At 66.9% G+C, this 24499-nt stretch carries 25 protein-coding genes; 13 read left to right on the top strand and 12 right to left on the bottom strand.

The genetic code is table 11. The features are described from left to right. Nucleotides 1-65 precede the first annotated feature (65 nt). Nucleotides 66-707: a helix-turn-helix domain-containing protein gene (locus C1H66_RS19040; RefSeq protein WP_170064187.1), complete on the bottom strand. Its 642-nt coding sequence runs from the start codon at nucleotides 705-707 to the stop codon at nucleotides 66-68. A gap of 145 nt (nucleotides 708-852) precedes the next feature. Then, entirely contained in the window at nucleotides 853-1146 is a 294-nt protein-coding gene (locus tag C1H66_RS19035) for an EF-hand domain-containing protein (RefSeq protein ID WP_170064186.1), read from the bottom strand. Between the two features lie 196 nt (nucleotides 1147-1342). Between C1H66_RS19035 and C1H66_RS19030 the strand changes: the two genes are divergently transcribed. Further along, nucleotides 1343-1957 (top strand): flavin reductase family protein, encoded by a 615-nt coding sequence (locus tag C1H66_RS19030; protein WP_102629450.1) that lies wholly within the window; start codon nucleotides 1343-1345, stop codon nucleotides 1955-1957. 33 nt (nucleotides 1958-1990) lie between these two features. Further along, nucleotides 1991-2977 (top strand): 5'-nucleotidase, encoded by a 987-nt coding sequence (locus C1H66_RS19025; protein WP_102629449.1) that lies wholly within the window; start codon nucleotides 1991-1993, stop codon nucleotides 2975-2977. Nucleotides 2978-3040: 63 nt separating this feature from the next. Here C1H66_RS19025 and C1H66_RS19020 read toward each other — a convergent pair whose 3' ends face one another. The 7 genes from C1H66_RS19020 to dctP all read right to left on the bottom strand — a co-directional run bounded on the left by C1H66_RS19020 (nucleotide 3041) and on the right by dctP (nucleotide 10465). Beyond that, nucleotides 3041-3988 carry a D-2-hydroxyacid dehydrogenase family protein gene (locus C1H66_RS19020; protein ID WP_102629448.1) on the bottom strand — a complete coding sequence of 316 codons (948 nt, stop codon included), beginning with the start codon at nucleotides 3986-3988 and terminating at the stop codon, nucleotides 3041-3043. A gap of 57 nt (nucleotides 3989-4045) precedes the next feature. Continuing rightward, entirely contained in the window at nucleotides 4046-4639 is a 594-nt protein-coding gene (locus tag C1H66_RS19015) for a 2-hydroxychromene-2-carboxylate isomerase (RefSeq protein ID WP_102629447.1), read from the bottom strand. Next, complete coding sequence (locus C1H66_RS19010; RefSeq protein WP_102629446.1) at nucleotides 4636-6153, bottom strand: malonate--CoA ligase; 1518 nt, start codon at nucleotides 6151-6153, stop codon at nucleotides 4636-4638. Before C1H66_RS19010 ends, C1H66_RS19015 begins: the two co-directional genes overlap by 4 nt. Next, entirely contained in the window at nucleotides 6150-7505 is a 1356-nt protein-coding gene (locus C1H66_RS19005) for a malonyl-CoA decarboxylase (RefSeq protein ID WP_102629445.1), read from the bottom strand. Before C1H66_RS19005 ends, C1H66_RS19010 begins: the two co-directional genes overlap by 4 nt. Before the next feature lie 13 nt (nucleotides 7506-7518). Beyond that, nucleotides 7519-8853: a TRAP transporter large permease gene (locus tag C1H66_RS19000; RefSeq protein WP_102629444.1), complete on the bottom strand. Its 1335-nt coding sequence runs from the start codon at nucleotides 8851-8853 to the stop codon at nucleotides 7519-7521. 2 nt (nucleotides 8854-8855) lie between these two features. Further along, complete coding sequence (locus tag C1H66_RS18995; protein ID WP_102629564.1) at nucleotides 8856-9377, bottom strand: TRAP transporter small permease subunit; 522 nt, start codon at nucleotides 9375-9377, stop codon at nucleotides 8856-8858. An 86-nt stretch (nucleotides 9378-9463) separates the two neighbouring features. Further along, nucleotides 9464-10465 carry a TRAP transporter substrate-binding protein DctP gene (gene dctP / locus C1H66_RS18990; RefSeq protein ID WP_102629443.1) on the bottom strand — a complete coding sequence of 334 codons (1002 nt, stop codon included), beginning with the start codon at nucleotides 10463-10465 and terminating at the stop codon, nucleotides 9464-9466. 170 nt (nucleotides 10466-10635) lie between these two features. On the opposite strand from dctP, the gene C1H66_RS18985 reads away from it, so the two are divergent. Beyond that, a complete protein-coding gene (locus tag C1H66_RS18985; protein WP_102629442.1) occupies nucleotides 10636-11328 on the top strand; it encodes a GntR family transcriptional regulator in 693 nt (230 codons plus the stop codon). A 12-nt stretch (nucleotides 11329-11340) separates the two neighbouring features. Here the strand turns inward: C1H66_RS18985 and C1H66_RS18980 are convergent, their stop codons facing one another. Beyond that, complete coding sequence (locus tag C1H66_RS18980; RefSeq protein ID WP_102629441.1) at nucleotides 11341-11832, bottom strand: methylated-DNA--[protein]-cysteine S-methyltransferase; 492 nt, start codon at nucleotides 11830-11832, stop codon at nucleotides 11341-11343. A 202-nt stretch (nucleotides 11833-12034) separates the two neighbouring features. Here C1H66_RS18980 and C1H66_RS18975 point away from each other — a divergent pair, with 202 nt between their 5' ends. Then, nucleotides 12035-13522 carry a protein adenylyltransferase SelO gene (locus C1H66_RS18975; protein ID WP_102629440.1) on the top strand — a complete coding sequence of 496 codons (1488 nt, stop codon included), beginning with the start codon at nucleotides 12035-12037 and terminating at the stop codon, nucleotides 13520-13522. A 78-nt stretch (nucleotides 13523-13600) separates the two neighbouring features. Here the strand turns inward: C1H66_RS18975 and C1H66_RS18970 are convergent, their stop codons facing one another. Together C1H66_RS18970 and C1H66_RS18965 are read right to left on the bottom strand one after the other, a co-directional pair. Then, nucleotides 13601-14590: an AraC family transcriptional regulator gene (locus C1H66_RS18970; RefSeq protein WP_170064185.1), complete on the bottom strand. Its 990-nt coding sequence runs from the start codon at nucleotides 14588-14590 to the stop codon at nucleotides 13601-13603. A gap of 217 nt (nucleotides 14591-14807) precedes the next feature. Beyond that, nucleotides 14808-15818 (bottom strand): AraC family transcriptional regulator, encoded by a 1011-nt coding sequence (locus tag C1H66_RS18965; protein ID WP_102629438.1) that lies wholly within the window; start codon nucleotides 15816-15818, stop codon nucleotides 14808-14810. A 224-nt stretch (nucleotides 15819-16042) separates the two neighbouring features. On the opposite strand from C1H66_RS18965, the gene C1H66_RS18960 reads away from it, so the two are divergent. From C1H66_RS18960 to C1H66_RS18920, 9 genes are all read left to right on the top strand, one after another. After that, on the top strand, nucleotides 16043-17275 hold the full coding sequence (locus C1H66_RS18960; protein ID WP_102629437.1) for a dienelactone hydrolase family protein: 1233 nt from the start codon (nucleotides 16043-16045) through the stop codon (nucleotides 17273-17275). An 18-nt stretch (nucleotides 17276-17293) separates the two neighbouring features. Continuing rightward, a complete protein-coding gene (locus C1H66_RS18955) occupies nucleotides 17294-18082 on the top strand; it encodes an SDR family oxidoreductase (RefSeq protein ID WP_102629436.1) in 789 nt (262 codons plus the stop codon). Nucleotides 18083-18139: 57 nt separating this feature from the next. Next, nucleotides 18140-19381, top strand: coding sequence for a styrene monooxygenase/indole monooxygenase family protein (locus C1H66_RS18950; protein WP_102629563.1), 1242 nt, complete (start codon nucleotides 18140-18142; stop codon nucleotides 19379-19381). 2 nt (nucleotides 19382-19383) lie between these two features. Further along, nucleotides 19384-19914, top strand: a complete 531-nt coding sequence (locus C1H66_RS18945; protein ID WP_205738698.1) for a flavin reductase family protein — start codon at nucleotides 19384-19386, stop codon at nucleotides 19912-19914. Nucleotides 19915-19990: 76 nt separating this feature from the next. After that, nucleotides 19991-20884, top strand: coding sequence for a SphA family protein (locus C1H66_RS18940; RefSeq protein WP_102629435.1), 894 nt, complete (start codon nucleotides 19991-19993; stop codon nucleotides 20882-20884). 226 nt (nucleotides 20885-21110) lie between these two features. Then, the gene (gene antA, locus C1H66_RS18935; protein WP_102629434.1) at nucleotides 21111-22499 is read left to right on the top strand and encodes an anthranilate 1,2-dioxygenase large subunit; all 1389 of its coding nucleotides are present in this window, start codon (nucleotides 21111-21113) and stop codon (nucleotides 22497-22499) included. Between the two features lie 3 nt (nucleotides 22500-22502). Next, nucleotides 22503-22988, top strand: coding sequence for an anthranilate 1,2-dioxygenase small subunit (antB, locus tag C1H66_RS18930; protein WP_102629433.1), 486 nt, complete (start codon nucleotides 22503-22505; stop codon nucleotides 22986-22988). Nucleotides 22989-23007: 19 nt separating this feature from the next. Then, nucleotides 23008-24024: an anthranilate 1,2-dioxygenase electron transfer component AntC gene (gene antC / locus C1H66_RS18925; RefSeq protein WP_102629432.1), complete on the top strand. Its 1017-nt coding sequence runs from the start codon at nucleotides 23008-23010 to the stop codon at nucleotides 24022-24024. Between the two features lie 45 nt (nucleotides 24025-24069). Further along, the coding region (locus tag C1H66_RS18920; RefSeq protein ID WP_479723839.1) for an enolase-like domain-containing protein at nucleotides 24070-24499 on the top strand (430 nt) is incomplete at its 3' end.

Raw genomic sequence — 24499 nt, 5'->3', positions numbered from 1 at the left:
AATGCCGTTTTGCAGTGCTACGGGCGTGCGGGGTTACGCAGCGGCGAGAGGGGCGTTCCGTCCGCTCATCCCGGGCCGGGGGCGTGGAGGCGCCGCCAGCGCTGCGGGGCCATACCCATGGCGCGGTGGAAGTGGCGGGTGAAGTGCGACTGATCGCAGAAGCCGCACTCCTGGGCGATCCGCGACAGCGGCTCGTCGCCGGCCAGCATCCGCGCACAGGCGAGCTCCAGGCGCCGGTGGGTGACATGGGCCAGCGGCGGTTCGCCGAAGGCCTGCTTGAAGGCGTGGGCGAAGTGGCCGAGGCTCAAGCGGGCAATGGCGGCCAGGTCACGGACATGGATGGTCTCGTCCAGGTGGGCGTCGATATAGGCCTCGAGGCGCCGGACCTGCCAGTCGGCGAGCCCACCATGGTGGGCTAGCTCCGTCCAGTCTGGCGCCGGGGAGGCATCGTTGGCGGAGCCGGAAGAGGAAAACAGAGCGGTCTGCAGGGCCTGCTGCACGCGGCGGAAGCTCTCGCCGGGGCCGAGGATCACGATGATGGGCGCATCGGCGAACTCGCCGAGTAGATGGCCGAGAGCGTCCGGATCGAGCGCCTGCCTGTCCAGCACGACGACGCCGGGCTGCCGCGGTGGCAGGCGAGCGACGGCCTGCAGGCCGCCACGGGGCCTGTCGGTGCCCAGGCGACACGATTGCTCTTCGACGATCATGCTCCCTCCCCGCATGGCCATCGGTTCCCGACGATGGATTAACTATAGTGCCGTCCGGGTGAGGCGTCGTCGTCGCCTGTGTCCCGCCAAGGGGCAATAACGAAAGGCGGGTGCCATGGGCACCCGCTTCTTGTTAACCGGTGAATCACTGCGGCCGATACCGATACTCCTGCGGCGTCAGGGCGCCATCCTGGTTCCTGTCCAGTATCCAGAAGGCTTCCGGCAGCGGCCGGTTGGCGGCCTCGGAGGCCGTGATCCTGCCGTCACCGTCGGTATCCAGCCGAGAAAAGCCGCTACCGCGATGCTGCGGGGCCGAGGTCTCGTAGCGCACTTCCTGCATCCTGCGCTCGCGGAAGGGTTCCCCATCTTCTGCCCAGGCGACACCCGGTATCAACAGCGACCCCAGCAACCCCATCAATGCCAGTCTGTGAGTGACCATGTCCATTTACTCCCTGCGCGGGCCCGGCGAACGCCGGGCCCCGAGGAGAAGAATGGATCCTGTCCGCGGCGAATGCTTGATCGCGTCTGCGACGACTGGGATGTTCCTGCTGTCGCATCGGCGGGCTCGGCGAACACCCGCGTGAGGGGGTACCATCGATGTCATGACAAGGCCACGACCGGAGTAGAGACCCGAGATGAGCGACTACCTGCTGGACGAGCATGGACTGAACCCGGGCAAGATCTACCGCCTGTTCACGGGCAGCATCTGCCCCCGGCCGATCGCCTGGGTCTCGACCCTGGACGCCCGGGGGAATGCCAACCTGGCGCCGTTCTCCTTCTTCAATGTGGTCAGCGTGGCGCCGCCGGTGCTGGGCTTCTCGCCGCTGCTCAACGGCGAGGGGCGTCCCAAGGACACGATCCTCAACCTGGGCGCCGTGCCCGAGTGCGTGGTGCATATCGGCGGCGAGGGGCTGATCGGGGCGCTCAACGCCACCAGTGCCAGCGTGGCCCACGGCGAGGACGAGTTCGCCCTGGCGGGGCTGGAGAAGGCGGTGATGCCGGGCGTCTCGGTGCCGCGGGTGGCCGAGGCGCCGGTGGCCTTCGGCTGCCGGCTGCGCGAGATCATCCGCTTCGGCGATCAGCCGCTGGCCGGCAACCTGGTGCTCGCCGAGGTGGTGTCGATCCATGTCGACGATGCGATCTGGAACGGCCGCCATGTCGATATCGCGGGGCTGCATCCCGTGGGGCGCATGGCGGGCAGCGACTATGCCAGGACCACCGACCGCTTCGAACTGGAACGGCCGGCCTGAAGGGTATCCCACCCCCCGATGACGAGGACGACCATGCCCTACGATCTCAGTGAACGCCTGGTCATCGGACTGGCGTCCAGCGCCCTCTTCGACCTGGCGGAGTCCGACCGGGTGTTTCGCGAGCAGGGGGAGGCGGCCTATCGCATCTACCAGCGCGATAACGAGGACGAGCCGCTGGGCACCGGGGTGGCCTTTCCGTTCATCAAGCGCCTGCTGTCGTTGAACGAGCTGAGCCCGGACAACCCCCCGATCGAGGTGATGCTGCTCTCGCGCAACGATCCGGAAACCGGGCTGCGTGTGATGAAGTCGATCGAGCACCATGAGTTGGGCATCACGCGGGCGGTCTTCCTGCAGGGGCGCTATCCTCACCGCTTCATCCCGGCGTTGAACATCAGCCTCTTCCTGTCGGCCAATCGCCAGGATGTCGACCAGGCGATCCTGGCGGGTCACCCGGCGGGCCAGGTGCTGTCGTCGGGCGATCTCGATCTGACCGACGAGGAGGAGCTGCGCATCGCCTTCGACTTCGACGGCGTGCTGGTCACCGACGAGTCCGAAACCATCTACCAGCAGCAGGGCATCGAGGCGTTTCGCGAATACGAGCGGACCAACGCCCGGGTGCCGGCCGAGGCGGGCCTGCTGGCCACGTTCCTACGCAAGCTGGCCCACATCCAGACGCTGGAGAAGCGGCGCGAAGAGGAGACGCAGGGCGCCTATCGTCCCAAGGTCCGGGTGTCCATCGTCACCGCCCGCAACGCGCCGGCCCATGAGCGGGTCATCCACACCATGCGCAGCTGGGGCGTGACCGTCAACGAGGCCTATTTCCTCGGCGGCATCGCCAAGGAGCACGTCCTCGGCATCATCAAGCCGCACATCTTCTTCGACGACCAGGCCTCCCACCTGTCGGCGACCAGCGATATCCTGCCGTCGGTGCATGTGCCGTTCGGGCAGCTCAATCAGCCACGCGGCGCCGGCGTGTTCCCGCCAGACCAGGCCGGGCCGCCAGACGAGCACCATGAATGACCAGGACGCGGGGCTCCTCTCACCCCGGCGTCGTGGTTGTTTCTCCTTGCGCTTCCCCGGGGCTCAGGACGCCAGGTTCTTGACGGGCTCGCCGGCGGCGAAGGCCAGCAGGTTGTCGAAGGCATCGCCGAAGTAGAGCTCGTAGCTGTCCCTCTCCACATAGCCGAGGTGGGGGGTGGCCAGCAGGTTGGGCAACTCGAGCATGGGGTGGGCGCTCACCGGCTCCGCGTCGAAGACGTCCACGGCGGCTCGGCCGGGGCGTCCGGCGCGCAGGGCGCTTTCCAGGGCACCGGCTTCGATCAGTGGGGCGCGGCTGGTGTTGACCAGCAGCGCGCTCGGCTTCATGCGGGCGAGGTGGTCGGCGGTGACGATGTCGCGGGTCGCGTCGTTGAGGCGCAGGTGCAGGCTCAGCACGTCGGCGCGCTCGAACAGCTCGTCCTGGCTGGCGGCGACCTCGAGGCCGGCCTCGCCGGCGCGCTGGCGGGTGCCGTCGCGGCCCCACACCAGCACGTGCATCTCGAAGGCCTGGGCGTAGCGGGCCACCAGGCTGCCGATCCGGCCATAGCCGAAGATGCCCAGGGTGCGGCCCTTGAGGCCGGTGCCCAGGGTGCGCTGCCAGCGCCCGGCCCTGAGGTTGGCGGTCTCCTCGGGGATATGGCGCATGGCGGCGAGCACCAGGCCCCAGGTCAGCTCCGCGGCGGCATAGGGCGAACCGGTGCCGGCCATCACCGTGATGCCACGTTCACGGCAGGCCGCCATGTCGACGTGCGCGGCCCCACCGCCGGTCTGGCTGATCACCTCGAGCCGGGGAAGCCGCGCCAGCAGTTCGGCGGTGATCGGCGTGCGCTCGCGGATCAGTACCAGGGCCTCGGCGTCCTGGAAGCGCTCGGCCAGGGCATCCAGGTCGGTCACGGTGTCGTTGAACACCGTGACCTCGTGGCCAGCGAGCTTGCCGAAGGCGTCCAGGGTGCGAACACAGTCCTGATAGTCGTCGGGGATCACGATCTTCATGAGGCTTCGTCCATGGCTGGGGGGCATACCCATGATGCAGTCCGTGCCACCGGCCCCTCAGCGGGCCAGGGCGTCCTCGACCAGCTCCAGGCGGTCCTGGCCCCAGAAGGGCTCGCCGTCGACGACGTACCAGGGTGCGCCGAAGCAGCCATCGGCCAGCGCGGCCTGGCAGGCCTTGTCGAGGCGCTGCTGGCCGGCGCCGCTCTCTGCTTCCTCGAGCAGGGCCCGGCCATCCAGGCCGCAGGCCTCGGCGACCGCCACCAGGGTGGCGGTATCGGCGATGTCGCGCTCCTCGGCCCAGCAGGCGCGCATCAGCGCCAGCGAGAGCTCGGCGATATCGTGCCCCCGGGCCTTGGCGGTGAGCGCCAGGCGTGCCGCCGGGCGGTCGTCGGTGGGGAAGTGCTTGGGCTCCACGTTGAGCGGTATCCCCAGGCGCTGCGGCCAGCGTTTGAGTTCCACCAGGCGATAGGCCTGGCGCTCCGGGGCGCGCTTGGCCAGCGGCAGACCCCCGGTCCTGGGGAAGATCGCGCCGAGCGTGAGCGGTACGTAGTCGACGCTGGCGCCGTGGCGTGCGGCGATCTCGCCCAGGCGGGCGTGCCCCAGATAGCTCCAGGGCGAGACGTGGGTGTAGTAGTAGGTGACGGTCGTCATCGATAGGTGTCCTCGAACTGCTGGCGCAGCTGGTTCTTCTGCACTTTGCCCATGGTGTTGCGTGGCAGGCTGTCGACGAAGAAGACCCGCTTGGGCTGCTTGTACTTCGCCAGCCGGCCCTGCAGGTGGTCGAGCACCCGCACCTCGTCCAGGTGGGCATCGCCTTCCGGCACCACCACGGCGGTGACGCCCTCGCCGAAGTCCGGATGCGGCAGGCCGATCACCGCGGACTCGTGGACGCCGTCGAGCTCGTCGATCACCTGCTCGACCTCCTTGGGGTAGACGTTGTAGCCCCCGGAGATCACCAGGTCCTTGTCGCGACCCACAATATGTACATAGCCGTGCTCGTCGACCATCGCCAGGTCGCCGGTGACGAAGAAGCCGTCCTCGAGCAGCTCCTCGCGGGTCTTCTCGGGCATGCGCCAGTAGCCGGCGAAGACATTGGGGCCGCGGATCTCGAGCATGCCGATCTCGCCCCGGGGCAGGGGCGCGTGGGTGTCGCGGTCGGTGATGCGGTACTCCACGCCGGGCAGCGGCATGCCCACGGTGCCGGCGCGGCGCTCGCCGTCGTAGGGGTTGGAGAGGTTCATGTTGGTTTCGGTCATGCCGTAGCGCTCGAGGATGGCGTGGCCGGTCTTCGCCTCGAAGGCCTGATGGGTCTCGGCGGTGAGCGGGGCCGAGCCGGAGACGAACAGGCGCATGTTGGCGGTCACCTCCGGGGTCAGGCGGTCGTCGGCCACCAGGCGGGTGTAGAAGGTCGGCACGCCCATCATCACCGTGCCGCGGGGCAGCTCCTCGAAGATCACGTCGGCGTCGAACTTCGGCAGGAACAGCATGCTGGAGCCGGCCATCAGGGTGACGTTGCAGGCCACGAAGAGCCCGTGGGTGTGGAAGATCGGCAGGGCGTGGATCAGCCGGTCGTCGGCGCCGAAGTGCCAGGCCTCGACCAGGGTCGCCGCGTTGGAGCCCAGGTTGCGGTGGGTGAGCATGGCGCCCTTGGAGCGCCCGGTGGTGCCCGAGGTGTAGAGGATCGCCGCCAGGTCGTGCTCGCCGCGTGCGACGATGTCGTCGCGGGGCTCGGCGCACGCGGCCGCCTCCATCAGGCTGCCGTCGCTGGCGGTGCCCAGGCTCTCCACCGTCGGACAGCCGGTGTCCGCGGCGATGGTGCGGGCCTCCCCGGCGTTGGCCGGTCGGCAGACGAACAGCGCCGGTTCGGCGTCGGTGAGGAAGTAGCGGATCTCCTCGCCCGTGTAGCCGGTGTTGAGCGGCAGATAGACGCCGCCGATGCGCAGGCAGGCGAGGTAGAGCAGGATCGCCTCCGGGCTCTTGTCGACCTGCACCGCCACCCGGTCGCCCGGGGTCACGCCCAGGACGGTGAGGGCCCCGGCCAGCCGGGCACTGGCGGCCAGCGCCTCGCGATGGGAGTAGCCGCGCCCCCCGTGGGTGGTGATGAAGTCCGCATCGCCGCGCTCGCGCATGCGCTCGGCGAAGGTAGCGAAGAGGTTGTGGCTCATTTGGCGGTCTCTCCCTTGGCCAGCTTCCTGGCCTTGCGGACGAGGTCGCGGACCTCCCCCGAATGGGCCACGGTGGCATTGGCGGTGTAGTTCTCGTGATTGCGCTCGATGTCGTCGAGCACGTAGAGGTAGTTGACCATCAGGCCCGCGCCCTGCTCCAGTCCCTTGGCCGAGACGTCGCCCAGCCAGTTGATGCGGTGCAGTTCGGCGCCGTTGCCCAGGTGGAAGCGGGCCACCGGGTTGAGCGGCAGCCCACGGGCGTTCTTCTCCTCGACCAGGTAGCGGGCGGCCAGCGGCCTGATCGTGGTCCCGAGGCGCTCGGCGAGCCGCGCATCCCGGTGCCAGTCGGGGGCGTCGAGCTCGGCGAGGGCCGTGCGCAATTCCGCCGGCAGGGTTTCGTCGTCGCGACGGTCGGCCAGCCACCGGGCGAAGCCGGGCACCGGCGAGAGCGTCACGAAGTGCTTCAACTGGGGGAGCTCCTGCTTGAGCTCCTGGACCACCTGCTTGATCAGGAAGTTGCCGAAGGAGATGCCGCGCAGGCCGGTCTGGCAGTTGCTGATGCCGAAGAAGGCGGCGGTATCCGCCGACTCGGGGTCGTCGATCTCGTGGTGGTCGCCGGCCAGGATCGGCTGGATCTGCTCCGGCAGGCCCCGGTGCAGGGCCACTTCGACGAAGATCAGCGGCTCGTCGCCTATCGCCGGGTGGAAGAAGGCGAAGCAGCGGCGGTCGCGGGCGTCGAGCCGGCGGCGCAGGTCGTTCCAGTCCTGGATCTCGTGCACCGCCTCGTAGCGGATGATCTTCTCCAGGATCGAGGCCGGGGTGTTCCAGTCGATGCGCTTGAGCACCAGGAAGCCACGGTTGAACCAGGAGCCGAACAGGTGGGCGAAATCGGCATCGATGGCGCCCAGGTGGGGCCGGTCGCGCAGCCACCCCAGCAGGTCCTCGCGCATGCGGACCAGCTCGTAGGTCCCGTCGCTGGCCAGGTTGAGGCGCCGGCACAGCTCCTGACGTCGCGGCTCGCAGGCCTCGAACAGCGCCTGCAGGCTGGCGTTGTCGCGGGCCTCGCGATAGGCCGCATAGGCCGCGTCGATGGCCGACGGCTCGGCGGCGAACTCCATCGCCAGCCCCTCGAAGAAGCGCTGCTTCTCCGTCTCGTCCAGCCGGCGGTACATGGCCAGCGCCCGGCTGGCGAGCGCGATGCTCGAGGCCTCGCCGTCGCTCGCCAGCAGGGCATGGCAGGCCGCGATCAGCTGGGCGTGGTCCGGGGCGGCGACGTCGCCCTGGCGCCGGCGCAGCAGGGCGTCGCGCTGGGTGATGCTGTTGAACAGCTCCTGCAGGAAGGTCATGTTCATGACGCGGCTCCTTTCAGCCCATGATCAGGTTGGGTAGCCAGAGGGCGATACCCGGGAAGAAACACAGCAACAGGATGCCGAGCGCCATGCACAGGGCATAGGGCAGGCTCCCCATCAGGATGTTGCGCAGCGAGATGTCCGGGGCGATGCTCTTGATGATGAACAGGTTCAGGCCCACCGGCGGGGTGATCAGGCCGATCTCCAGGTTGATGGTCAGGATCACCGCGAACCAGTAGGGGTCGAAGTCGGCGGCGAGGATGATCGGCAGCAGGATCGGCGCGGTCATCACGATCACCGCCACCGGCGGCAGGAAGAAGCCGGCGACCAGCAGGAAGAGATTGATCACGCCCATCAGCACCCAGCGGTTGACCTCCAGGTCGGCGATGGCGGCGGCCACGGTCTGGGTGATGAACATCGAGGAGAGCGCATAGGCGAACACCTCGGCGCAGGCGATCACCAGCATGATCATCACGCTCTCGCGCAGGGAGTCGCGCATGATCAGCTTGATCGGCCCGACCTGCCACATGCGGTAGATCACGATGGCCAGGGCCAGGCACAGGAAGGCGCCGACGCCGGCCGCCTCGGAGGGCGTGGCCACCCCGCCGTAGAGCGCGAAGAGGATGCCCGCCACCACCGCGAGGAAGGGCAACACACGGATCATCGCCTTGAGGTTGGCATCGACGTTGGCCCGGATGTTCTCCTTTACGTGCACGGCGGCCTGCGCCATGGGGTTGTCGTAGCCCCCCGCCAGGCGACAGGCGATCATGGTCCAGATCATGAACAGGCCCGCGAGCATGAAGCCGGGCACCACGCCGGCGATGAACAGCCGTCCGATCGAGGTCTCGGTGGAGATCCCGTAGATGATCATGGTTACCGAGGGGGGGATCAGGATGCCCAGGGTGCCGCCGGCGGCGATGCAGCCGGCGGCCACGCCATCCGGGTAGCCGCGGGTGCGCATCTCCGGTATGCCCATCTTGCCGATGGCGGCACAGGTGGCCGGCGAGGAGCCGGACAGGGCGGAGAAGATGGTGCAGGCGCCGATGTTGGACACCGCCAGGCCGCCCGGCAGCCGGCCCATCCACAGGTCCAGCGAGCGGTAGAGGTCGCGTCCGGTGGGCGACGAGGCCACCGCGGCGCCCATCAGGATGAACATGGGGATGGCCACGAAGCCGAACTCGGCGATGCGGTCGAAGAAGGTCTCGCCGAAGTAGGTCAGCTCGGGCAGGCCGCGATCGTAGATCAGGGCGGCCAGCGATACCCCGCCGAGGGCGAAGGCGATCGGCGTGCCGATGGCCATCAGCACGATCAGCGCGACGGCGACGATGATACCCAGGGTGATCGGATCCATGCTCAGCCCTCCCCGCGCAGGATTTCGGCGATGTACTGCAGGGTCAGCAGGGTGGTGCCCACGGCCATCGGCAGCAGGGCGGGCCAGAGCGGGGGATTCCACACCGTGCCGGTGGTCCAGCCGCCTTCCCAGGCTTCCCAGACGTAGATCCAGGAGGCATAGGCCAGCGCCGCGCAGAAGCCCAGCCCGATCAGCGAGGCGACGAGCAGCATCAGCTTGCGGCCGATACCGCCCAGGGCGTCCGGCAGGATGGTGATGGCGACATGGCCGCCGGTCATCAGCACGTAGGGGCTGCCGAGCAGCATGGCGGCGGTGACCGAGAAGACCGTGAACTCGGTCTGCCAACTGGAGCTCATGCCCAGCACATAGCGCACGAAGACCATATGGCAGATCACGACGACGCCGGCGATGAACAGCAAGCCGGCCAGGTAGGCGGTGGCGCGCGAGAGACGATCCATCAGGCGGATATAGCCGCCGAGGGGGCCGCCTCGCGCGGCGATGTCATGAGTGGTTGAAGTGGCCATGGTTCCCTCGGGAAGGTGGTTGCGCATGAGGTGGAAGGCGGCCACCCGCCTGGGATGGCCGTGCAACCCGTTGTGGTGTCAGGGCATCACTCGACCGCGAGGGCGGCGTCGATGATCGCCTGGCCGTTCTCCACTTTCTCGGCGAAGTTCTTGTAGGAGGTCTCCCGGGCGATCTCGAGCCAGGCGTTGTAGTCCTCCTCGGACATGCTGACGACCTCGACCCCGTTCTCCTGGTAGACCTCGATCATCTGCTGGTCGATGGCCGCGGCCTCGGCAGCGAAGAACTCCTCCGCGGCCTCGCCGGCTGCCATCAGGGCGGCCTGCTGCTCCTCGTTCAGGCCCTGCCAGACCTGTTCGGAGATCAGGATCGGCTCGTACATGAACCACAGCGCAAAGTCGCCCGGCTCGGTCAGGCATTCGACCTGCTCGTAGAGCCGGAAGGAGATGAACGACATGGAGGAGGTGTTGGCGGCATCCAGCACCCCGGTCTGCATGGCGGTGTAGACTTCCGATGAGGGCATCGAGGCGATCGAGGCGCCGGCGGCTTCCAGCATCTGTTCGAAGGCCGGACCGGCGGCACGGAAGTTCTGGCCCGCGACGGTGTCAGGCGAGGTGATGCAGCGCTCGCTGGAGGCGAAGCCACCCGACAGCCAGGCATCGGCCAGCACCCGGGCGCCACCCTCCAGGATCACCTCCTTGATCATGTCCATGTAGTCGGAGTCGTTCAGGCGCTTCGCGTGCTCATGGTTGCGGACCAGGCCGGGCATCAGGGTGGCGGAGAACTCGGGATGGCGCCCGCTGGCGTAGTCGAGCGGCAGGGAGGTGATGTCCAGGCGCCCCCGCACCAGCGCCCCCCACTGCTCGTTGGCCTTGAACAGCGACTGGCCGGGGTGGACCTGGATCTCGAGGCCCACGTCGGCCTCGGCGACGTGTCGGGCCATCGCCTGGACCATCTCGTCGCGCACGTCCCCCTGGCCACCGGGGAACTGGTGAGAGGCGCGCAGCACGGTCTGGGCCGAGGCGACGCTGCCGAAGGCAAGGGCAGCCAGCGCCGTGGTGGCGATGACCGGAGTGAGTGAGCGTTTCATGGCATCTCCAGTAACATTGTTGTTGTGAGTTGATATGTCCATCAGCGTTGCTGATGTATACTTCAATAGCCCCTTGGCTATACTAGTGTCAATTCTGCAGAGTTAGACAAAGGTGGCAGGTGCGTCGGTGCGGATGGCCGGCGGGCGCAGGGAAGATGGAGGAGAACGGCATGAAACGGTCCAATGCCCAGCGGCTGAGGGACGCCCTGGAAGACGACATCATCAATGGACGTCGTGCCCCCGGCGACCGGCTCGATCCCGAGGCGCTCTGCCGGGAGTTCGAGGTGTCCCGCACTCCGGTGCGCGAGGCGATCCAGCAACTGGTGGCCAGTGGCCTGGTGACCGTGTCGCCGAAGAAGGGCACCTTCGTGGCGCGGGTGGGCATCGAACAATTGATCGAGATGTTCGAGGTCATGGCCGAGCTGGAAGGCATGTGTGGTCGCCTGGCGGCACGGCGCATCAGCGAGCCGGAACTCGACGCCCTGCGGGGCGCCCTCGAGCGTTGCGAGGCGGCCGCGGCGGCGGGGGACACCGACGAGTACTACTACGAGAACGAGGCCTTCCATGACTGCATCTACGCGGCCAGCCACAACGGCTTCCTGGCCGGGGAGGCGCGGCAGCTCAAGCAGCGGCTGAAACCGTATCGCCGACTGCAGCTGCAGGTGCGCCAGCGCATGACGAGTTCGCTGAGCGAGCATCGAGCGGTCGTCGAGGCGATCGAGCGGGGCGATGCGCCGGGTGCCGAGCGCACCCTGCGCGAGCACGTGCTGATCCAGGGGGAGCGCTTCAGCGACTTCGTGGCCAGCGTGCGGCGCTTCGATGTCTCTCGTGAACAGGCCGCCGGCGGCGTCGCTGCCCGGTAGCCCCTCGCGTGATCACCCCAGCAGCATCGGCACCTCGCCCGCCTCGTGGGCCAGCAGCCACTGCTTGCGGCCGATGCCCCCGGCGTAGCCGGTCATGCGGCCGTCGCTGCCGATCACCCGGTGGCAGGGCACCACGATGGCGAGGGGGTTGCGGCCGTTGGCAGCGCCCACCGCGCGCTGGCCGCCCTTGCAGCCGAGCTGCTCGGCGATCTCGGCGTAGTTGCGGGTCTCGCCAAAGGGAATGCCTGATAGTGCCGCCCACACCCGGCGCTGGAAATCGGTGCCCTGGGGTGCCAGCGGCAGGTCGAAGTCACGGCGGGTGCCGGCGAAGTACTCGGCGAGCTGCTCCCGGGCCTGATCGGTCAGCGGGTCGGGGCGCGGCGGTTCGTCCCGCTCGGTGACGAAGTCGATCTCGGTGAGGCCGGCGGCGCTGGCGCGGATGCGGATCAGGCCCAGGGCGTCACTGGACGGGGGGCGGTAGTAGTCGACTGCTTCGCTGCTCATCGTCGTGGCTCCTGCCGGTGCGATCGGCGTCGCGTGATCGTATGGAAGGAGTCTACCGCGACTCGTGGCGACGGGCAGGACGAAATCGGCGGTGCAGGGGAGTCCGGTGGCCGACCCGGGGCGGCTCGAAGCGTCAAAGCCTTAGCGTTATACTCGGGTATTCATCCACCTTGCTGTGCTTCAGCCGCCGACCGGAGCCGCCATGTTTCCCGAGTTCACCCTGCGCTATGCCCGCCTGCCGAAACGCTTCTTCGAGCGCTTCGATCCCGTGCCGGTGCTCGAGCCGCGACTGGTGGCCTTCAACCGGCCGCTGGCCGAGGAGCTCGGCTTCGACCTCGACGCCTTCGATGAGCGCCAGGTCGCCGAGTGGTTCGGCGGCAACGCCGTGCCGCCGGGGGCCGAGCCGCTGGCCCAGGCCTACGCCGGCCACCAGTTCGGCACCTTCGTGCCGCGGCTGGGCGATGGCCGGGCGGTGCTGCTCGGCGAGGTGACTGACCGCCATGGTCGGCTGCGCGACATCCAGCTCAAGGGGGCCGGGCGCACGCCATTCTCCCGGGGCGCCGACGGTCGCGCGCCGCTGGGGCCGGTACTGCGCGAGTACCTGGTCAGCGAGGCGATGCATGGGCTGGGCATTCCCACCACCCGGGCGCTCGCGGCGGTGACCACCGGCGAGCGGGTCTTCCGGCGCGTGCCCGAGCCCGGCGCCGTGTTGACCCGGGTGGCCGCCAGCCACCTGCGGGTGGGCACCTTCCAGTACTTCGCCGCCCGTGGCGACGTGGAGGCGATCCGCACCCTGGCCGATATGGCCATCGAGCGGCACTATCCTGAACTACTCGGGCCCGAGCTGGCGGATGTCGACGAGGCCGGGCGCTACCTGGCGCTAGTGGAAGCCGTTGCCCGGCGCCAGGCGGCGCTGGTGGCGAAGTGGATGAGCGTCGGCTTCATCCACGGGGTGATGAATACCGACAACACGACGATCTCCGGCGAGACCATCGACTATGGCCCCTGCGCCTTCATGGAAGCCTACGATCCGCGCACCGTGTTCAGCTCCATCGACGAGGGCGGTCGCTACGCCTACGCCAACCAGCCGTGGATCGTCCAGTGGAACCTGGCCCGCCTGGCCGAGACCCTGCTGCCGTTGATCGACGCCGACCAGGAGCGGGCGGTGGAGCTCGCCACCGCGCTGATCCAGGCCTACCCCGAGCGGTACGAGCGTGAATGGCTCGCCGTGATGCGCGCCAAGCTCGGCCTGGCCACGGAGCAGGCCGAGGATCGCGAGCTGGCCGAGGGCCTCCTCGAGGCGATGCACGCCGGGCGCGCCGACTTCACCCTGGCCTTCCGCCGTCTGGCCGAGGCGCTGGAGACGGACGCCCCGGCACTGCTCGAGCTGTTCGAGCGCGACGAGCCCATCCGTGCCTGGCTGCCCCGCTGGCGCGCGCGATGGGCGCGGGAGGACCTGGACACGGCCGGCATCGCCACCCGCCTGCGTGCCGTGAATCCCGCCTATATTCCCCGCAACCACAAGGTCGAGGAGGCGCTGGCCGCCGCGGCCGAGCACGACGACTTCGGCCCCTTCGAGGCGCTGCGCGAGGTACTCGCCAGCCCCTTCGCGGAGCAGCCCGGCCGCGAGGCCTACGCCATGCCGGCTCCGCCCAGCGAGCGGGTCTTCCGCACCTTCTGCGGGACCTGAGGAGCAACACGCCACGCTCGTCCGCCCTGGTAGCGGGAAGTGTCCCCGTAGACGCGGGCGGGGGCGGCTGCTCGTGGGCTACTGCAGCTGGGCTTGGGTGGTTCGCTTCAGGGTCTCGGAAGGCAGCTCGCCGAAGCGCGCCTTGTACTCCTGGGAGAAGCGCCCCAATTGCTGGAAGCCGCAGTCCATGGCGATACTGGAGACGCTCTCGTGGGGAGCGGCCTGCTCCAACTGCTGGCGCACATGGTCGAAGCGCAGCTGGCGGAAGTGGGCGATGGGCGAGACCCCGTAGTGGGTATGGAAGTCGCGATAGAGGCGCTCCCGGGAGACCCCGGCGGCCCGCTCCAGGTCGGCCAGGCCCAGGGGGCGGTCCAGGGACTCCCGGAACAGGGCCTCGAGGCGGGCGAGATAGGCCGGGCGGCCCTGCTGGCGGTCGAGCAGTTCGCTCGAGTAGTTGTGGGGCTGGGTGTAGAGCAGGCTGGTGATCAGCGAGTTCTCGAAGTTGCTCCACACCTCGGGCAGGTCGCACAGCGAGCCTTCGGCATCCAGCATCTCCTGGAGGTTGGCCACCATGCGCCACCACTCCTGCACCGTGCCGCTCAGCGGCATGCGCGGATCGAAGATCACCGGGCGCAGCAGCTCCCGCCTCAGCAACTGGGCGAGCTTGTGGTCGATGGCCTGGCGCGACAGCCGTACCAGCCGCTTCCGGCAGCTCTCGTCCATGCTCAGCTGCAGCGGCTGGCTGGGCGAGATGATGGCGGCCACCCCGGTGTCGGAGCCGAAGGCGTTGCCCCGGAGCTCGAAGCTCTGGGAACCGCGCAGGGGCAGGCTGATGCTGTAGCTGTGGGTCAGGTCGGCGATATCGATATGGACGGGAGTCGAGTATTCGATGATGCCAATGGAGACGTTGCCCAGGCTGGTGCCCTGGTGACGAAAGCTGAGCTCTCGGGGGCGCGGCACCTCGAGGCGATGGGGGCCATTGACGCCACTCATCCAGCGGCAGGCCGAGTCGGGGTTCTGGAACTCGGCAGCGATCTGCTGTCGTGTCGGGGCAGGGGATACGGTCATGGTTCCTCCTTGCCTCGCCGTCGGGTGTGGTTGTCGTCGGGCCATCACGATGGCCGTGGAGAGACGGTCGAGGCCAATGTTCGCATAACGTTCTTGGGTACGCATTGCGAACTGGTGGGCTCATTTTGCCACCCTGATCAAGCAATGACCAGTTCCATAGAAGATACCGCCAATCGGCGTTGAGACAAAGCCGCTTCCTGTCGCATCCCTGAAGCCGTCACTGGCCGGCGCGGCGCCGGGTCTCGCTGGGAGGCTCGCCGAAGGTCATGCGATAGATCTGGCTGAAGCGGCCCATATGGGTAAAGCCCCAGCGTATGGCGATCTCGGTGATCGAGCCACTGCCATCATCTGCCAGCAGGGCTTCTCTTACCCTATGCAGCCGCACATTACGCAGGTACTCCATCGGACTCTGGTACCGGAAATCGTGAAACCCGGTATAGAGCGTCCTCAGGCTGACACCCGCTACCGCGGCCAGCTGGGCCGGTGTCAGCGGCTCCTGGGCGTGTTCCTCGATATACTCTTCGACCCGTTTGACGTGGCGCGGAGCCAAACGCCGGTCGCCCTGGTGAAGCTCATCGCTGTAGCTATGGGGCTGTACCGTCAGCAGGGTAGTGATGATGAGCTGCTCGAGCTGTGGGGCGATCAGTGGCTCTCTGGTGGCTTGGGGCGACTCATGCAGCAGCCGGGTGATGTAGGCGATGAGGTTGTACCAGCAGGGCTCAGCCCGCCAATGGAGCTGCGGATGAAAGCATAGTGGCGCGCGCAGCGGATGACCCAGGTGGCGGCTGCACGCCAGCTCCATGGCCTCTCGATCGATACGCAGCATGAGCTGGTCGCAGTCGTGGCTCCAGCGCATCTTGACGCGCGCCGTCGGGTTGAGCACCGAGGCCAGTGTCTGGCCCGAGGTGATGCAGTCTTGATCGCTCACTATCTCGGCCTGGCCACGCAGGGGCATCTGGATCAGGTAGAAGCGCTCGAGTCGCTCGGGGTCGATCTGCACGTCACTGCCGTAGGCCAGCCGGTGATACGACACCTTGCCCAATCCAACCGAGTGCAAGCGCGCCTCCAGGGCGCCGCTTTTCCCCAGGGGATCCAGTCGATGCGGCTTGAAGACATCGGAGACTCTCTCCTGGGTCTCCTCCAGGGTCTGCGAACTGAACACGAGTCGGTGGTCGTCCTCCAGCAACGCCGACCTGAGCCAGTCGGGTAGACGGTCTTTCGAAGTCATGGGGAGCTTCTCTAGTTATTGTCGTTACCCGCTTCAACCGAGCGGGTGTGTCTTGCTTGTGTCTTCCAGTATAAGGCTCGATCTCCTGATCCAAGTCGTGTCAATGCACTTTCTGCACGGAACGGATAACCGCTGCATTCAGCGGATCGTGTGACAGGAAGGCCCTTGCCTAAGGTGGTGGTGTGGATTTCCGCAATCCAGGAACAACACCAGGAGGCATGAACATGGGTACTTCCATCGAGATCCAGGCCGCGGATGGTAGCGGCAGCTTCAGTGGCTATCTGGCGCTGCCGGCCTCGGGCAGCGGCCCCGGTATCGTCCTGCTGCAGGAGATCTTCGGCGTCAACGCCACCATTCGCGAGATCGCCGATTACTACGCCGAGGAGGGCTATGTGGTGCTGGCGCCGGATCTGTTCTGGCGTCAGGAGCCCGGCATCGAGCTCGGATACGGCCCCGAGGAGTGGCAGCGGGCCTTCGGCTTCTACCAGGGCTTCGATCAGGATCTGGGCATCGAGGATATCGCCGCCGCCATCGAGACGCTTCGCTCTCGGCCCGAGTGCACGGGCGCCGTGGGGGCGCTGGGCTTCTGCCTCGGTGCACGGCTGGCTTATCTGACCGCCTGCCGCTGCGATGTCGATGCCGCCGTCGGTTACTACGGCATGGGCATCGAGAATCACCTCGACGAGGCGGTGAACATCCGCGGCCGGCTGGTGCTGCACTTCGCCGAGCAGGATGAATACTGCCCCGCCGCGGCACGCCAGGAGATCCAGGCCGCCCTCGGCGAGCGCGACGCCATCGAGCTCTACCTCTATCCGGGGGTGGATCACGCCTTCGCACGGCCTCGCTCCGAGCACTATGACAAGCCCGCGGCGCTGATGGCGCACCAGCGCTCGGTGGCCGCCTTCCGCAAGGCCATGGGGCCCCACTATGACCTCTCGGCCCTGTGGGACAAGCACTGCGAGTACGAGTTCTCCACCCGCAACGTGGACGACACCATGGCCACCATGGTGGCCGAGCCCTATGTGAACCATATCCCGACCCTCACCGGCGGCGTCGGCTACAAGGACCTGTACCGCTTCTACAAGCACCACTTCGTCGACAGCAATCCCGATGACACCACCCTGATTCCCCTCTCGCGCACCATCGGCGAGACCCAGATCGTCGATGAGCTGCTGTTCTGCTTCACCCATGATCGGGAGATCGACTGGCTGCTGCCGGGCATCGCCCCGACCGGCAAGCAGGTCGAGATTCCCCTGGTGGCGATCGTCAAGTTCCGCGGCGACAAGCTCTACCACGAGCATATCTATTGGGATCAGGCCTCGTTGCTGGTGCAGATCGGGGTGCTCGACCCCACCGGTCTGCCGGTGGCCGGTCGGGAAACCGCCGCCAAGCTGCTGGACGAGACGCTGCCGTCCAACCGCCTGATGGCGAGGTGGGCGGAGAGCGACGGCCGGTAACGAGAGGAGGGGAAAGCCATGAACGATTTCAACAACCGCAGCGTCGTCATCACCGGCGGCGCGACCCTGATCGGTGCCGCCGTGGCCGAGGCCTTCGTCGCCGCCGGCGCCAGCGTCACCCTGCTCGATATCGATGCCAAGGCCGGTGCCGTGCTGGCGGATCGTCTCGGTGAGCAGGGGCTCTTCATCGAAACCGACATCACCTCCGACGACCAGCTGGCGTCCGCCGTCCACGAGGTCGAGAGGCACTTCGGTGGCATCGACTGCCTGATCAACCTGGCCTGCAGCTACCTCGACGAGGGCGAGGCGTCGTCTCGGGCCGACTGGCTCAAGGCGCTGGATGTCAATCTCGTCAGCGCGGTGATGGCCGCCAAGGCGGTGCGCCCGGCGATGGTGAAGCGCGGCGGCGGCGCCATCGTCAACTTCAGCAGCATCTCGGCCCAGGCCGCCCAGACCGGGCGCTGGCTCTACCCGGCCAGCAAGGCCGCCATCAAGCATGTGACCCGCAGTATGGCACTGGACTTCGCCACGGACGGCATACGCGTCAACTCGGTCTCGCCCGGCTGGACCTGGTCCCGGGTGATCGACGAGGTCTGCGGCGGCGACCGCGACAAGGCCGACCGGGTGGCGGCCGACTTCCATATGCTCGGCCGGCTTGGCGACGCGGAGGAGGTGGCGGCAGTGGTGCGCTTCCTCTGCTCGGACCAGGCCAGCTTCGTCACCGGCGCCGACTATGCGGTCGACGGCGGCTATTCGGCCCTGGGGCCCGAGCAGCGCGTGCCGGCGATTCCCCGCCTGGCCGACTGAGCCAACCCTGGACCAGCCGTCCGGCTGGAACAACAACAATCGATGATGGAGATCATCATGACCCGACGTATCGCAATCGTAGGGGCCGGCCAGTCCGGCCTGCAGACCGGCATCGGTCTGCTGCAGCAGGGCTATCAGGTGACCCTGCTATCCAATCGCACCGGCGAGCAGATCCGCCAGGGTCGCGTAATGTCGAGCCAGTGCATGTTCGACCAGGCACTGCAGACCGAGCGCGACCTGGGGCTGAACTTCTGGGAGAGCGACTGCCCGCCGGTGGAGGGCATCGGCATGACGGTGCCCGATCCCGAGCGCCCCGGCGCCAAGCTGATCGACTGGGCCGCTCCCCTGGATCGACCGGCCCAGTCGGTGGATCAGCGGCTCAAGATGCCGGTGTGGATGGAGGAGTTCGTGCGCCTGGGTGGCGAGCTGGTGATCCGCGATGCCGGCATCGACGACCTGGAGGAGCTGGCCGCCAGCCATGACCTGGTGCTGGTGGCCGCCGGCAAGGGCGATATCGTGCGCCTGTTCGAGCGCGACGAGTCACGTTCCCGCTTCGACAAGCCCCAGCGGGCCCTGGCCCTGACCTATGTGCAGGGCATGGAACCCAAGGAGCCCTATTCGCGGGTGGCATTCAACCTGATCCCGGGCGTCGGCGAGTACTTCGTCTTCCCGGCGCTGACCCTCAACGGCCCCTGCGAGATCATGGTGTTCGAGGGTATCCCCGGGGGCCCGATGGACTGCTGGCAGGAGGTATCGACCCCCGAGCAGCATCTAGCCAAGAGCCTCGAGCTGATCCGTACCTATGCCCCCTGGGAGGCGGAACGCTGCAAGGACGTACAGCTCAGCGACGACAACGGTATTCTCGCCGGCCGCTTTCCGCCCACCGTGCGCAAGCCGGTGGCGACCCTGCCTTCCGGTCGCCGGGTACTGGGTATCGCCGATGCCCTGGTGGTCAACGATCCCATCACCGGTCAGGGCTCCAACAACGGCGCCAAGTGCAGCCGTGTCTACCTGGACGCCATCCTGGCCCGGGGCGAGGCGCCCTTCGATACCGCCTGGATGGAGGCCACCTTCGAGACCTACTGGCGCTATGCCAAGGACGTGGTGAACTGGACCAACAGCCTGCTGCTGCCGCCCGCCGAACACATCCTCGAGCTGCTGGGAGCGGCACAGCACTCGCCGGCGCTGGCCTCGGTGCTGGCCAATGGCTTCGACAACCCTCCCGATTACCTGCCCTGGTGGCTGGATGCCCAGGCCTGCGATCACTTCGTCAACATTCACCTGAAGAAGGGGGCTTGATCATGACCAACATGACTGCACCCGCCCCGGCACGGGGCAATGCCAGCGAGTTTTCCGAGGTGCTGGATGGTCGGGCCCTGCGCAATACCCTGGGGCGTTTCGCCACCGGCGTCACCGTGGTGACCTCGACCACCGAGACGGGGGCGCCGGTCGGCATCACCGCCAACTCCTTCTCGTCGTTGTCCCTGGAGCCGGCACTGATCCTCTGGAGCCTGGTGTTGAGCTCGCCCAATCTGGCGGCCTTCGCCGAGGGGCGACCCTTCGCGGTCAATATCCTCGGCGCGCATCAGGATGAGCTGGCCATGCAGTTCGCCCGGTCGGCGGAGGACAAGTTCGCGGGGGTCGCGCATCACGCCAACGCCCACGGGGTGCCGCTGCTGGCGGGGGCCCTGGCCCGGCTCGAGTGTCGCGTCGAGTTCACCCGTATCGCCGGGGATCACCTGCTGATCGTCGGACGTGTGCAGCGCTTCGACACCGAGGAGGGGGAGCCGCTGGTGTTCTATCAAGGGAGCTTCCAACGCGTCATCGCCTGACCACCCGACTAGCGCGGGTCCGGCCCGGCTGGCCGGCTCCACGCGAAAACAACAACAAGCCATGAGTAATAACCCCATGACTCACTATCACGCATCGCTGAGGGCCGGCGTCGCCGGCCTGACCCTGCTGTTCACGGCGACGGCCCAGGCCACCGAAGGGGGTGGCTCCAGCTACCCCATGGGCGCCGAGAACTTCCTGATGGGAGCCCTGCCGCCCCCCGGGGTCTATCCGCTGCTCTATGCCAATCACTATGCCGCTGACGAGTTCCGGGATGGCCAGGGCAATCGCCTGCCCATCGACTTCCGGTTGCGCGCCAATGTGGTGGCCCCGCGGCTGCTCTGGGTCACGGAGCAGACCCTTTGGGGCGGTCAGCTGGCCTTCGCCGGGCTCTTTCCGCTGGTCGATCTGGACGTCACCGTGAATGGCCAGCACGACAGCGACCGAGGTCTCGGAGACGTCGATCTCACCATGGCGCTGGCCTATCACCACAGCGCCAGCCTGCATAGTGCGTTCGGTATCGACGTGATCGCCCCCACCGGCAGCTACGATACGGGAAGGCTGGCGAATATCGGCCGTAACTACTGGACGGTACAGGGGGTCTATGCGATTTCCCATGTCGATCCCGGGGGGATCAACTGGGATCTCAAGTTGATGTATGACTACAACTTCGAGAACAGTGACACCAATTACCGATCCGGTCAGGAGCTGCATGCCGACTATGCCCTGGGCTACGGTGTGCATCCCAATTGGGTGGCGGGTATCGGCGGCTATGCCTATCGCCAGGTGACGGATGACAGGCTCAATGGGGTCGATATCGGCAATCGGGGCCAGGCCTTCGCCATCGGTCCATCGCTGAAGTGGGATAACGGCCAGGGGGCTTTCGTGACCCTCAAGTATGAGCGGGAGTTCGGCGTCGAGAATCGTCCCCAGGGGGATTCGCTGTGGCTCAAGGCGAGTCTGCCATTCTGATTCAAGACGTGCATAAGGGCTCGAAAAGGCACCGTTCGCTCCGGCGACGGTGCCTTTCTCTTTGGTCGTACAGTGTCGTTAAAACATATAAATATCAGTTGGTTAGCATGCTTCCTCGAGGGTGGCGAAAAAGTGCATAGCCTTCCTCCAATAACCGCATAGTGGCCCCAGGGGGGGATGCCTAAGGTAGGTCGTACCAAGACAAGCAACAAGACGGTAACGACCGATGACAGCATATCGCTCCCTCCCCGACTGGCAGGCGTTCGTCGAGAACTGTATCGACTTTCGCCCCGACGATGGCGTCTTTCGCGTTGCGCGGGACATGTTCACCGACGAGGCGCTGTTCGATCTCGAGATGGAACTGATCTTCGAGAAGCAGTGGATCTTCGCCTGCCACGAGAGCCAGATCCCCAACAACCACGACTTCATCACCATGCAGGCCGGTCGCCAGCCGATGATCATCACCCGCGATGGCAAGGGCGAGCTGCGGGCACTGGCCAATACCTGTCAGCACCGCGGCGCCACCCTGACCCGGGTCTGCAAGGGCAATCAGTCCACCTTCACCTGCCCGTTCCATGCCTGGTGCTACAAGTCCGACGGTCGCCTGGTCAAGGTCAAGGCCCCCGGCGAATACCCCCAGGACTTCGACAAGGCCAGCCGTGGCCTGAGCCAGGCGCGGATCGCAAGCTACCGTGGCTTCGTCTTCATCAGCCTGGACACCGAGTCCACCGTCAGCCTCGAGGAGTTCCTCGGCGACACCAAGCTGTTCTTCGACATGATGGTGGAGCAGGCGAAGGATGGTGAGCTCGAGGTGCTGCCCGGCGAGTCCCGCTACACCTTCAACGCCAACTGGAAGCTGCAGAACGAGAACGGCCTGGACGGCTATCACGTCAGCACCGTGCACTACAACTACGTCTCCACCGTGCAGCACCGCCGCGAGCTGGAGGCCCAGCAGCACGGCAGCAGCGGCGACACCCTCGACTACAGCAAGCTGGGTGCCGGCGACAAGGACACCGATGACGGCTGGTTCTCCTTCGCCAACGGCCACAGCCTGCTGTTCAGCGACATGCCCAACCCCCAGGTGCGCCCCGGCTACGCCACGGTGATGCCGCGCCTGCTCGAGCAGCATCCCCAGGAGCGCGCCGAGTGGACCATGCACCGCCTGCGCAACCTGAACATCTACCCCAGCCTGTTCTTCATGGACCAGATCAGCTCCCAGTTGCGCATCGTGCGCCCGGTGGCCTGGAACAAGACCGAGGTGATCAGCCTGTGCCTGGGCGTGAAGGGCGAGTCCGACGCCGACCGCGAGAACCGCATCCGTCAGTTTGAGGACTTCTTCAATGTCTCCGGCATGGGGACGCCGGACGACCTGGTGGAGTTCCGCGAGCAGCAGCGCGGCTTCGAGGCGCGGGCCACCGAGTGGAACGACATCTCCCGGGGCTATCAGAGCTGGGAATACGGCGAGACCCACAACAGCCAGGTGCTCGGTATCAAGCCGGTGATCATCGGCACCGAGTTCACCCACGAGGGGCTCTACGTCAACCAGCACGGCACCTGGCAGCGACTGCTGCTCGCGGGCCTCGAGAAGAAAGCACTCAAGCTCCAGGAGGTGTAAGTCATGAGCCAGCAGCAATCCATCGAGCAGTTCCTCTATCGGGTCGCCGAATACTGCGACACCCAGGAGTGGGACGCCTATCTCGACCAGTTCGCCCCGGAGTGCGAGTTCCATATTCCCCAGTGGAAGGGCGAGCACGAGATCACGTCCGACCCCAAGCGTGAGATGTCGTTGATGTACTACGCCGACCGCACCGGAATCGAGGATCGGGTGTTCCGAATCCGTACCGGCAAGTCGGCGGCCTGCACGCCGATGCCGCGCACCCTGCATCTGATCGACAACGTGCGCTGTGCGCCCCGGGATGATGGCCAGGTGCAGGTCAAGGTGAACTGGGTGACCCACTTCCATCGCTTCGGCGAGAGCGGTCACTTCTTCGGCACCGCCGACTACACCCTGCGGGGTGACGGCGACGACTGGAAGATCACCCGCAAGCACACCGTGCTGCTCAACGACAAGATCGATTCCGTCCTGGACTTCTATCACGTCTGATCACGCTGGAGGGCGAGTCATGCACAACACAGCCGCCATCGTCTTTCGGGACGGCACTACCCGCTTCGTCAAGGTCGACAAGAATGAACTGCTGATGGACGCCGCCCAGCGCCACGGGGTCAACCTGCCGGTGGACTGCCGGGAAGGGGTCTGCGGGACCTGCCGCTGCCTGCGCGAGTCCGGCGACGTCGACGTCGAGTATATCGACGAGGAGGCCTTGACCGAGGAGGAGATCGCCGAAGGGCATGTGCTGGCCTGCCAGACTCGCCTGCGCTCCAGCCAGGCCTCCTTCTACTTCGACATCGACTCCAACGTCTGCAGCGTGGCCACCGAGGTGCATGACGGCACCGTCAGCGCCGTGGAGCAGGTCTCCGATGCCGCCGCCATCCTCGAGGTCACCCTCGACGATCCCGCCCAGGCATTGCCGTACCTGCCCGGCCAGTATGCGCGCATCGAGGTGCCGGGTAGCGATGAGTGGCGGGCCTACTCCTTCGCCACCTCGGCGGTGAAGGAGGGCAAGCTGCGCTTCCTGATCCGTCTGCTGCCCAGCGGCGTGATGAGCGACTACCTGCGCGACCGCGCCAGGGTGGGCGACGCCATCTCCCTGGAGGCGCCCCTGGGGGCCTTCTATCTCCGCGAGGTGCAGGCCCCCCTGCTGATGGTGGCCGGCGGCACCGGCCTCTCCGCCTTCCTCGGCATGCTCGAGCAGCTGGCCGAGAAGGGCGAGTGCGCCCAGCCGATCCGTCTCTGCTACGGGGTGACCCAGGAGCAGGACCTCAGCGAGCTGGCGCGCCTGGATGCCTTGACCGAGACCCTGCCCGACTTCGCCTTCGAGACCATCGTGATGAACCCGTCCGAGGCCTGGCAGGGCAAGAAGGGCGTGGTCTGCGACCTCTTCGATCTCGACTTCCTGGCCCAGCCCTTCGACGCCTACCTGTGCGGGCCGCCGCCGATGATCGAAGCCACCAAGCAATGGCTCGAGGCGCGTGAGGTGGGTGAGCACCGCGTGTTCTTCGAGAAGTTCGTCTCGAGCTGATGAGACGCCATTTCCTGGTCCCGACCTGCATGAGTTGAGAGCACCATGAACGACATTCGTATCGAAGCGATCCAGACGCATCTGGTCGATCTGCCGACCATTCGGCCGCACAAGCTGTCGATGGCCACCATGGCCTGCCAGACGATGGTCATCGTGCGCATGCGCCACAGCGACGGCATCGAGGGGCTGGGCGAGGGCACCACCATCGGTGGCCTGGCCTACGGCCCCGAGAGCCCCGAGAGCATCAAGCGCAACATCGACAGCTACCTGGCGCCGCTGCTGGTCGGCCAGCCGTCCGGCAACGTCAACGCCCTGCGCGCCCGCTTGAACCGCCATGCCCGCGGCAATTGCATCGCCAAGTCGGCGCTCGAGACCGCGTTGCTCGACGCCCAGGGCAAGCGCCTGGGGCTGCCGGTGTCGGCTCTGCTGGGCGGTGCCCGCCAGGCCCACCTGCCGGTGCTCTGGACCCTGGCCA

This window comes from Halomonas heilongjiangensis, assembly GCF_002879645.1.
Taxonomy (GTDB): domain Bacteria; phylum Pseudomonadota; class Gammaproteobacteria; order Pseudomonadales; family Halomonadaceae; genus Halomonas; species Halomonas heilongjiangensis.
Note: the sequence above shows the minus strand (reverse complement) of the source record. Positions and strands in the feature narration are given on the sequence as shown.

What these genes read in the sequence shown, in the direction of transcription:
- C1H66_RS19040 (WP_170064187.1), bottom strand. Translation starts at nt 707, where the DNA reads ATGATCGTCGAAGAGCAATCGTGTCGCCTGGGCACCGACAGGCCCCGT.
- C1H66_RS19035 (WP_170064186.1), bottom strand. Translation starts at nt 1,146, where the DNA reads ATGGTCACTCACAGACTGGCATTGATGGGGTTGCTGGGGTCGCTGTTG.
- C1H66_RS19030 (WP_102629450.1), top strand. Translation starts at nt 1,343, where the DNA reads ATGAGCGACTACCTGCTGGACGAGCATGGACTGAACCCGGGCAAGATC.
- C1H66_RS19025 (WP_102629449.1), top strand. Translation starts at nt 1,991, where the DNA reads ATGCCCTACGATCTCAGTGAACGCCTGGTCATCGGACTGGCGTCCAGC.
- C1H66_RS19020 (WP_102629448.1), bottom strand. Translation starts at nt 3,988, where the DNA reads ATGAAGATCGTGATCCCCGACGACTATCAGGACTGTGTTCGCACCCTG.
- C1H66_RS19015 (WP_102629447.1), bottom strand. Translation starts at nt 4,639, where the DNA reads ATGACGACCGTCACCTACTACTACACCCACGTCTCGCCCTGGAGCTAT.
- C1H66_RS19010 (WP_102629446.1), bottom strand. Translation starts at nt 6,153, where the DNA reads ATGAGCCACAACCTCTTCGCTACCTTCGCCGAGCGCATGCGCGAGCGC.
- C1H66_RS19005 (WP_102629445.1), bottom strand. Translation starts at nt 7,505, where the DNA reads ATGAACATGACCTTCCTGCAGGAGCTGTTCAACAGCATCACCCAGCGC.
- C1H66_RS19000 (WP_102629444.1), bottom strand. Translation starts at nt 8,853, where the DNA reads ATGGATCCGATCACCCTGGGTATCATCGTCGCCGTCGCGCTGATCGTG.
- C1H66_RS18995 (WP_102629564.1), bottom strand. Translation starts at nt 9,377, where the DNA reads ATGGCCACTTCAACCACTCATGACATCGCCGCGCGAGGCGGCCCCCTC.
- dctP (WP_102629443.1), bottom strand. Translation starts at nt 10,465, where the DNA reads ATGAAACGCTCACTCACTCCGGTCATCGCCACCACGGCGCTGGCTGCC.
- C1H66_RS18985 (WP_102629442.1), top strand. Translation starts at nt 10,636, where the DNA reads ATGAAACGGTCCAATGCCCAGCGGCTGAGGGACGCCCTGGAAGACGAC.
- C1H66_RS18980 (WP_102629441.1), bottom strand. Translation starts at nt 11,832, where the DNA reads ATGAGCAGCGAAGCAGTCGACTACTACCGCCCCCCGTCCAGTGACGCC.
- C1H66_RS18975 (WP_102629440.1), top strand. Translation starts at nt 12,035, where the DNA reads ATGTTTCCCGAGTTCACCCTGCGCTATGCCCGCCTGCCGAAACGCTTC.
- C1H66_RS18970 (WP_170064185.1), bottom strand. Translation starts at nt 14,590, where the DNA reads ATGACCGTATCCCCTGCCCCGACACGACAGCAGATCGCTGCCGAGTTC.
- C1H66_RS18965 (WP_102629438.1), bottom strand. Translation starts at nt 15,818, where the DNA reads ATGACTTCGAAAGACCGTCTACCCGACTGGCTCAGGTCGGCGTTGCTG.
- C1H66_RS18960 (WP_102629437.1), top strand. Translation starts at nt 16,043, where the DNA reads ATGGGTACTTCCATCGAGATCCAGGCCGCGGATGGTAGCGGCAGCTTC.
- C1H66_RS18955 (WP_102629436.1), top strand. Translation starts at nt 17,294, where the DNA reads ATGAACGATTTCAACAACCGCAGCGTCGTCATCACCGGCGGCGCGACC.
- C1H66_RS18950 (WP_102629563.1), top strand. Translation starts at nt 18,140, where the DNA reads ATGACCCGACGTATCGCAATCGTAGGGGCCGGCCAGTCCGGCCTGCAG.
- C1H66_RS18945 (WP_205738698.1), top strand. Translation starts at nt 19,384, where the DNA reads ATGACCAACATGACTGCACCCGCCCCGGCACGGGGCAATGCCAGCGAG.
- C1H66_RS18940 (WP_102629435.1), top strand. Translation starts at nt 19,991, where the DNA reads ATGACTCACTATCACGCATCGCTGAGGGCCGGCGTCGCCGGCCTGACC.
- antA (WP_102629434.1), top strand. Translation starts at nt 21,111, where the DNA reads ATGACAGCATATCGCTCCCTCCCCGACTGGCAGGCGTTCGTCGAGAAC.
- antB (WP_102629433.1), top strand. Translation starts at nt 22,503, where the DNA reads ATGAGCCAGCAGCAATCCATCGAGCAGTTCCTCTATCGGGTCGCCGAA.
- antC (WP_102629432.1), top strand. Translation starts at nt 23,008, where the DNA reads ATGCACAACACAGCCGCCATCGTCTTTCGGGACGGCACTACCCGCTTC.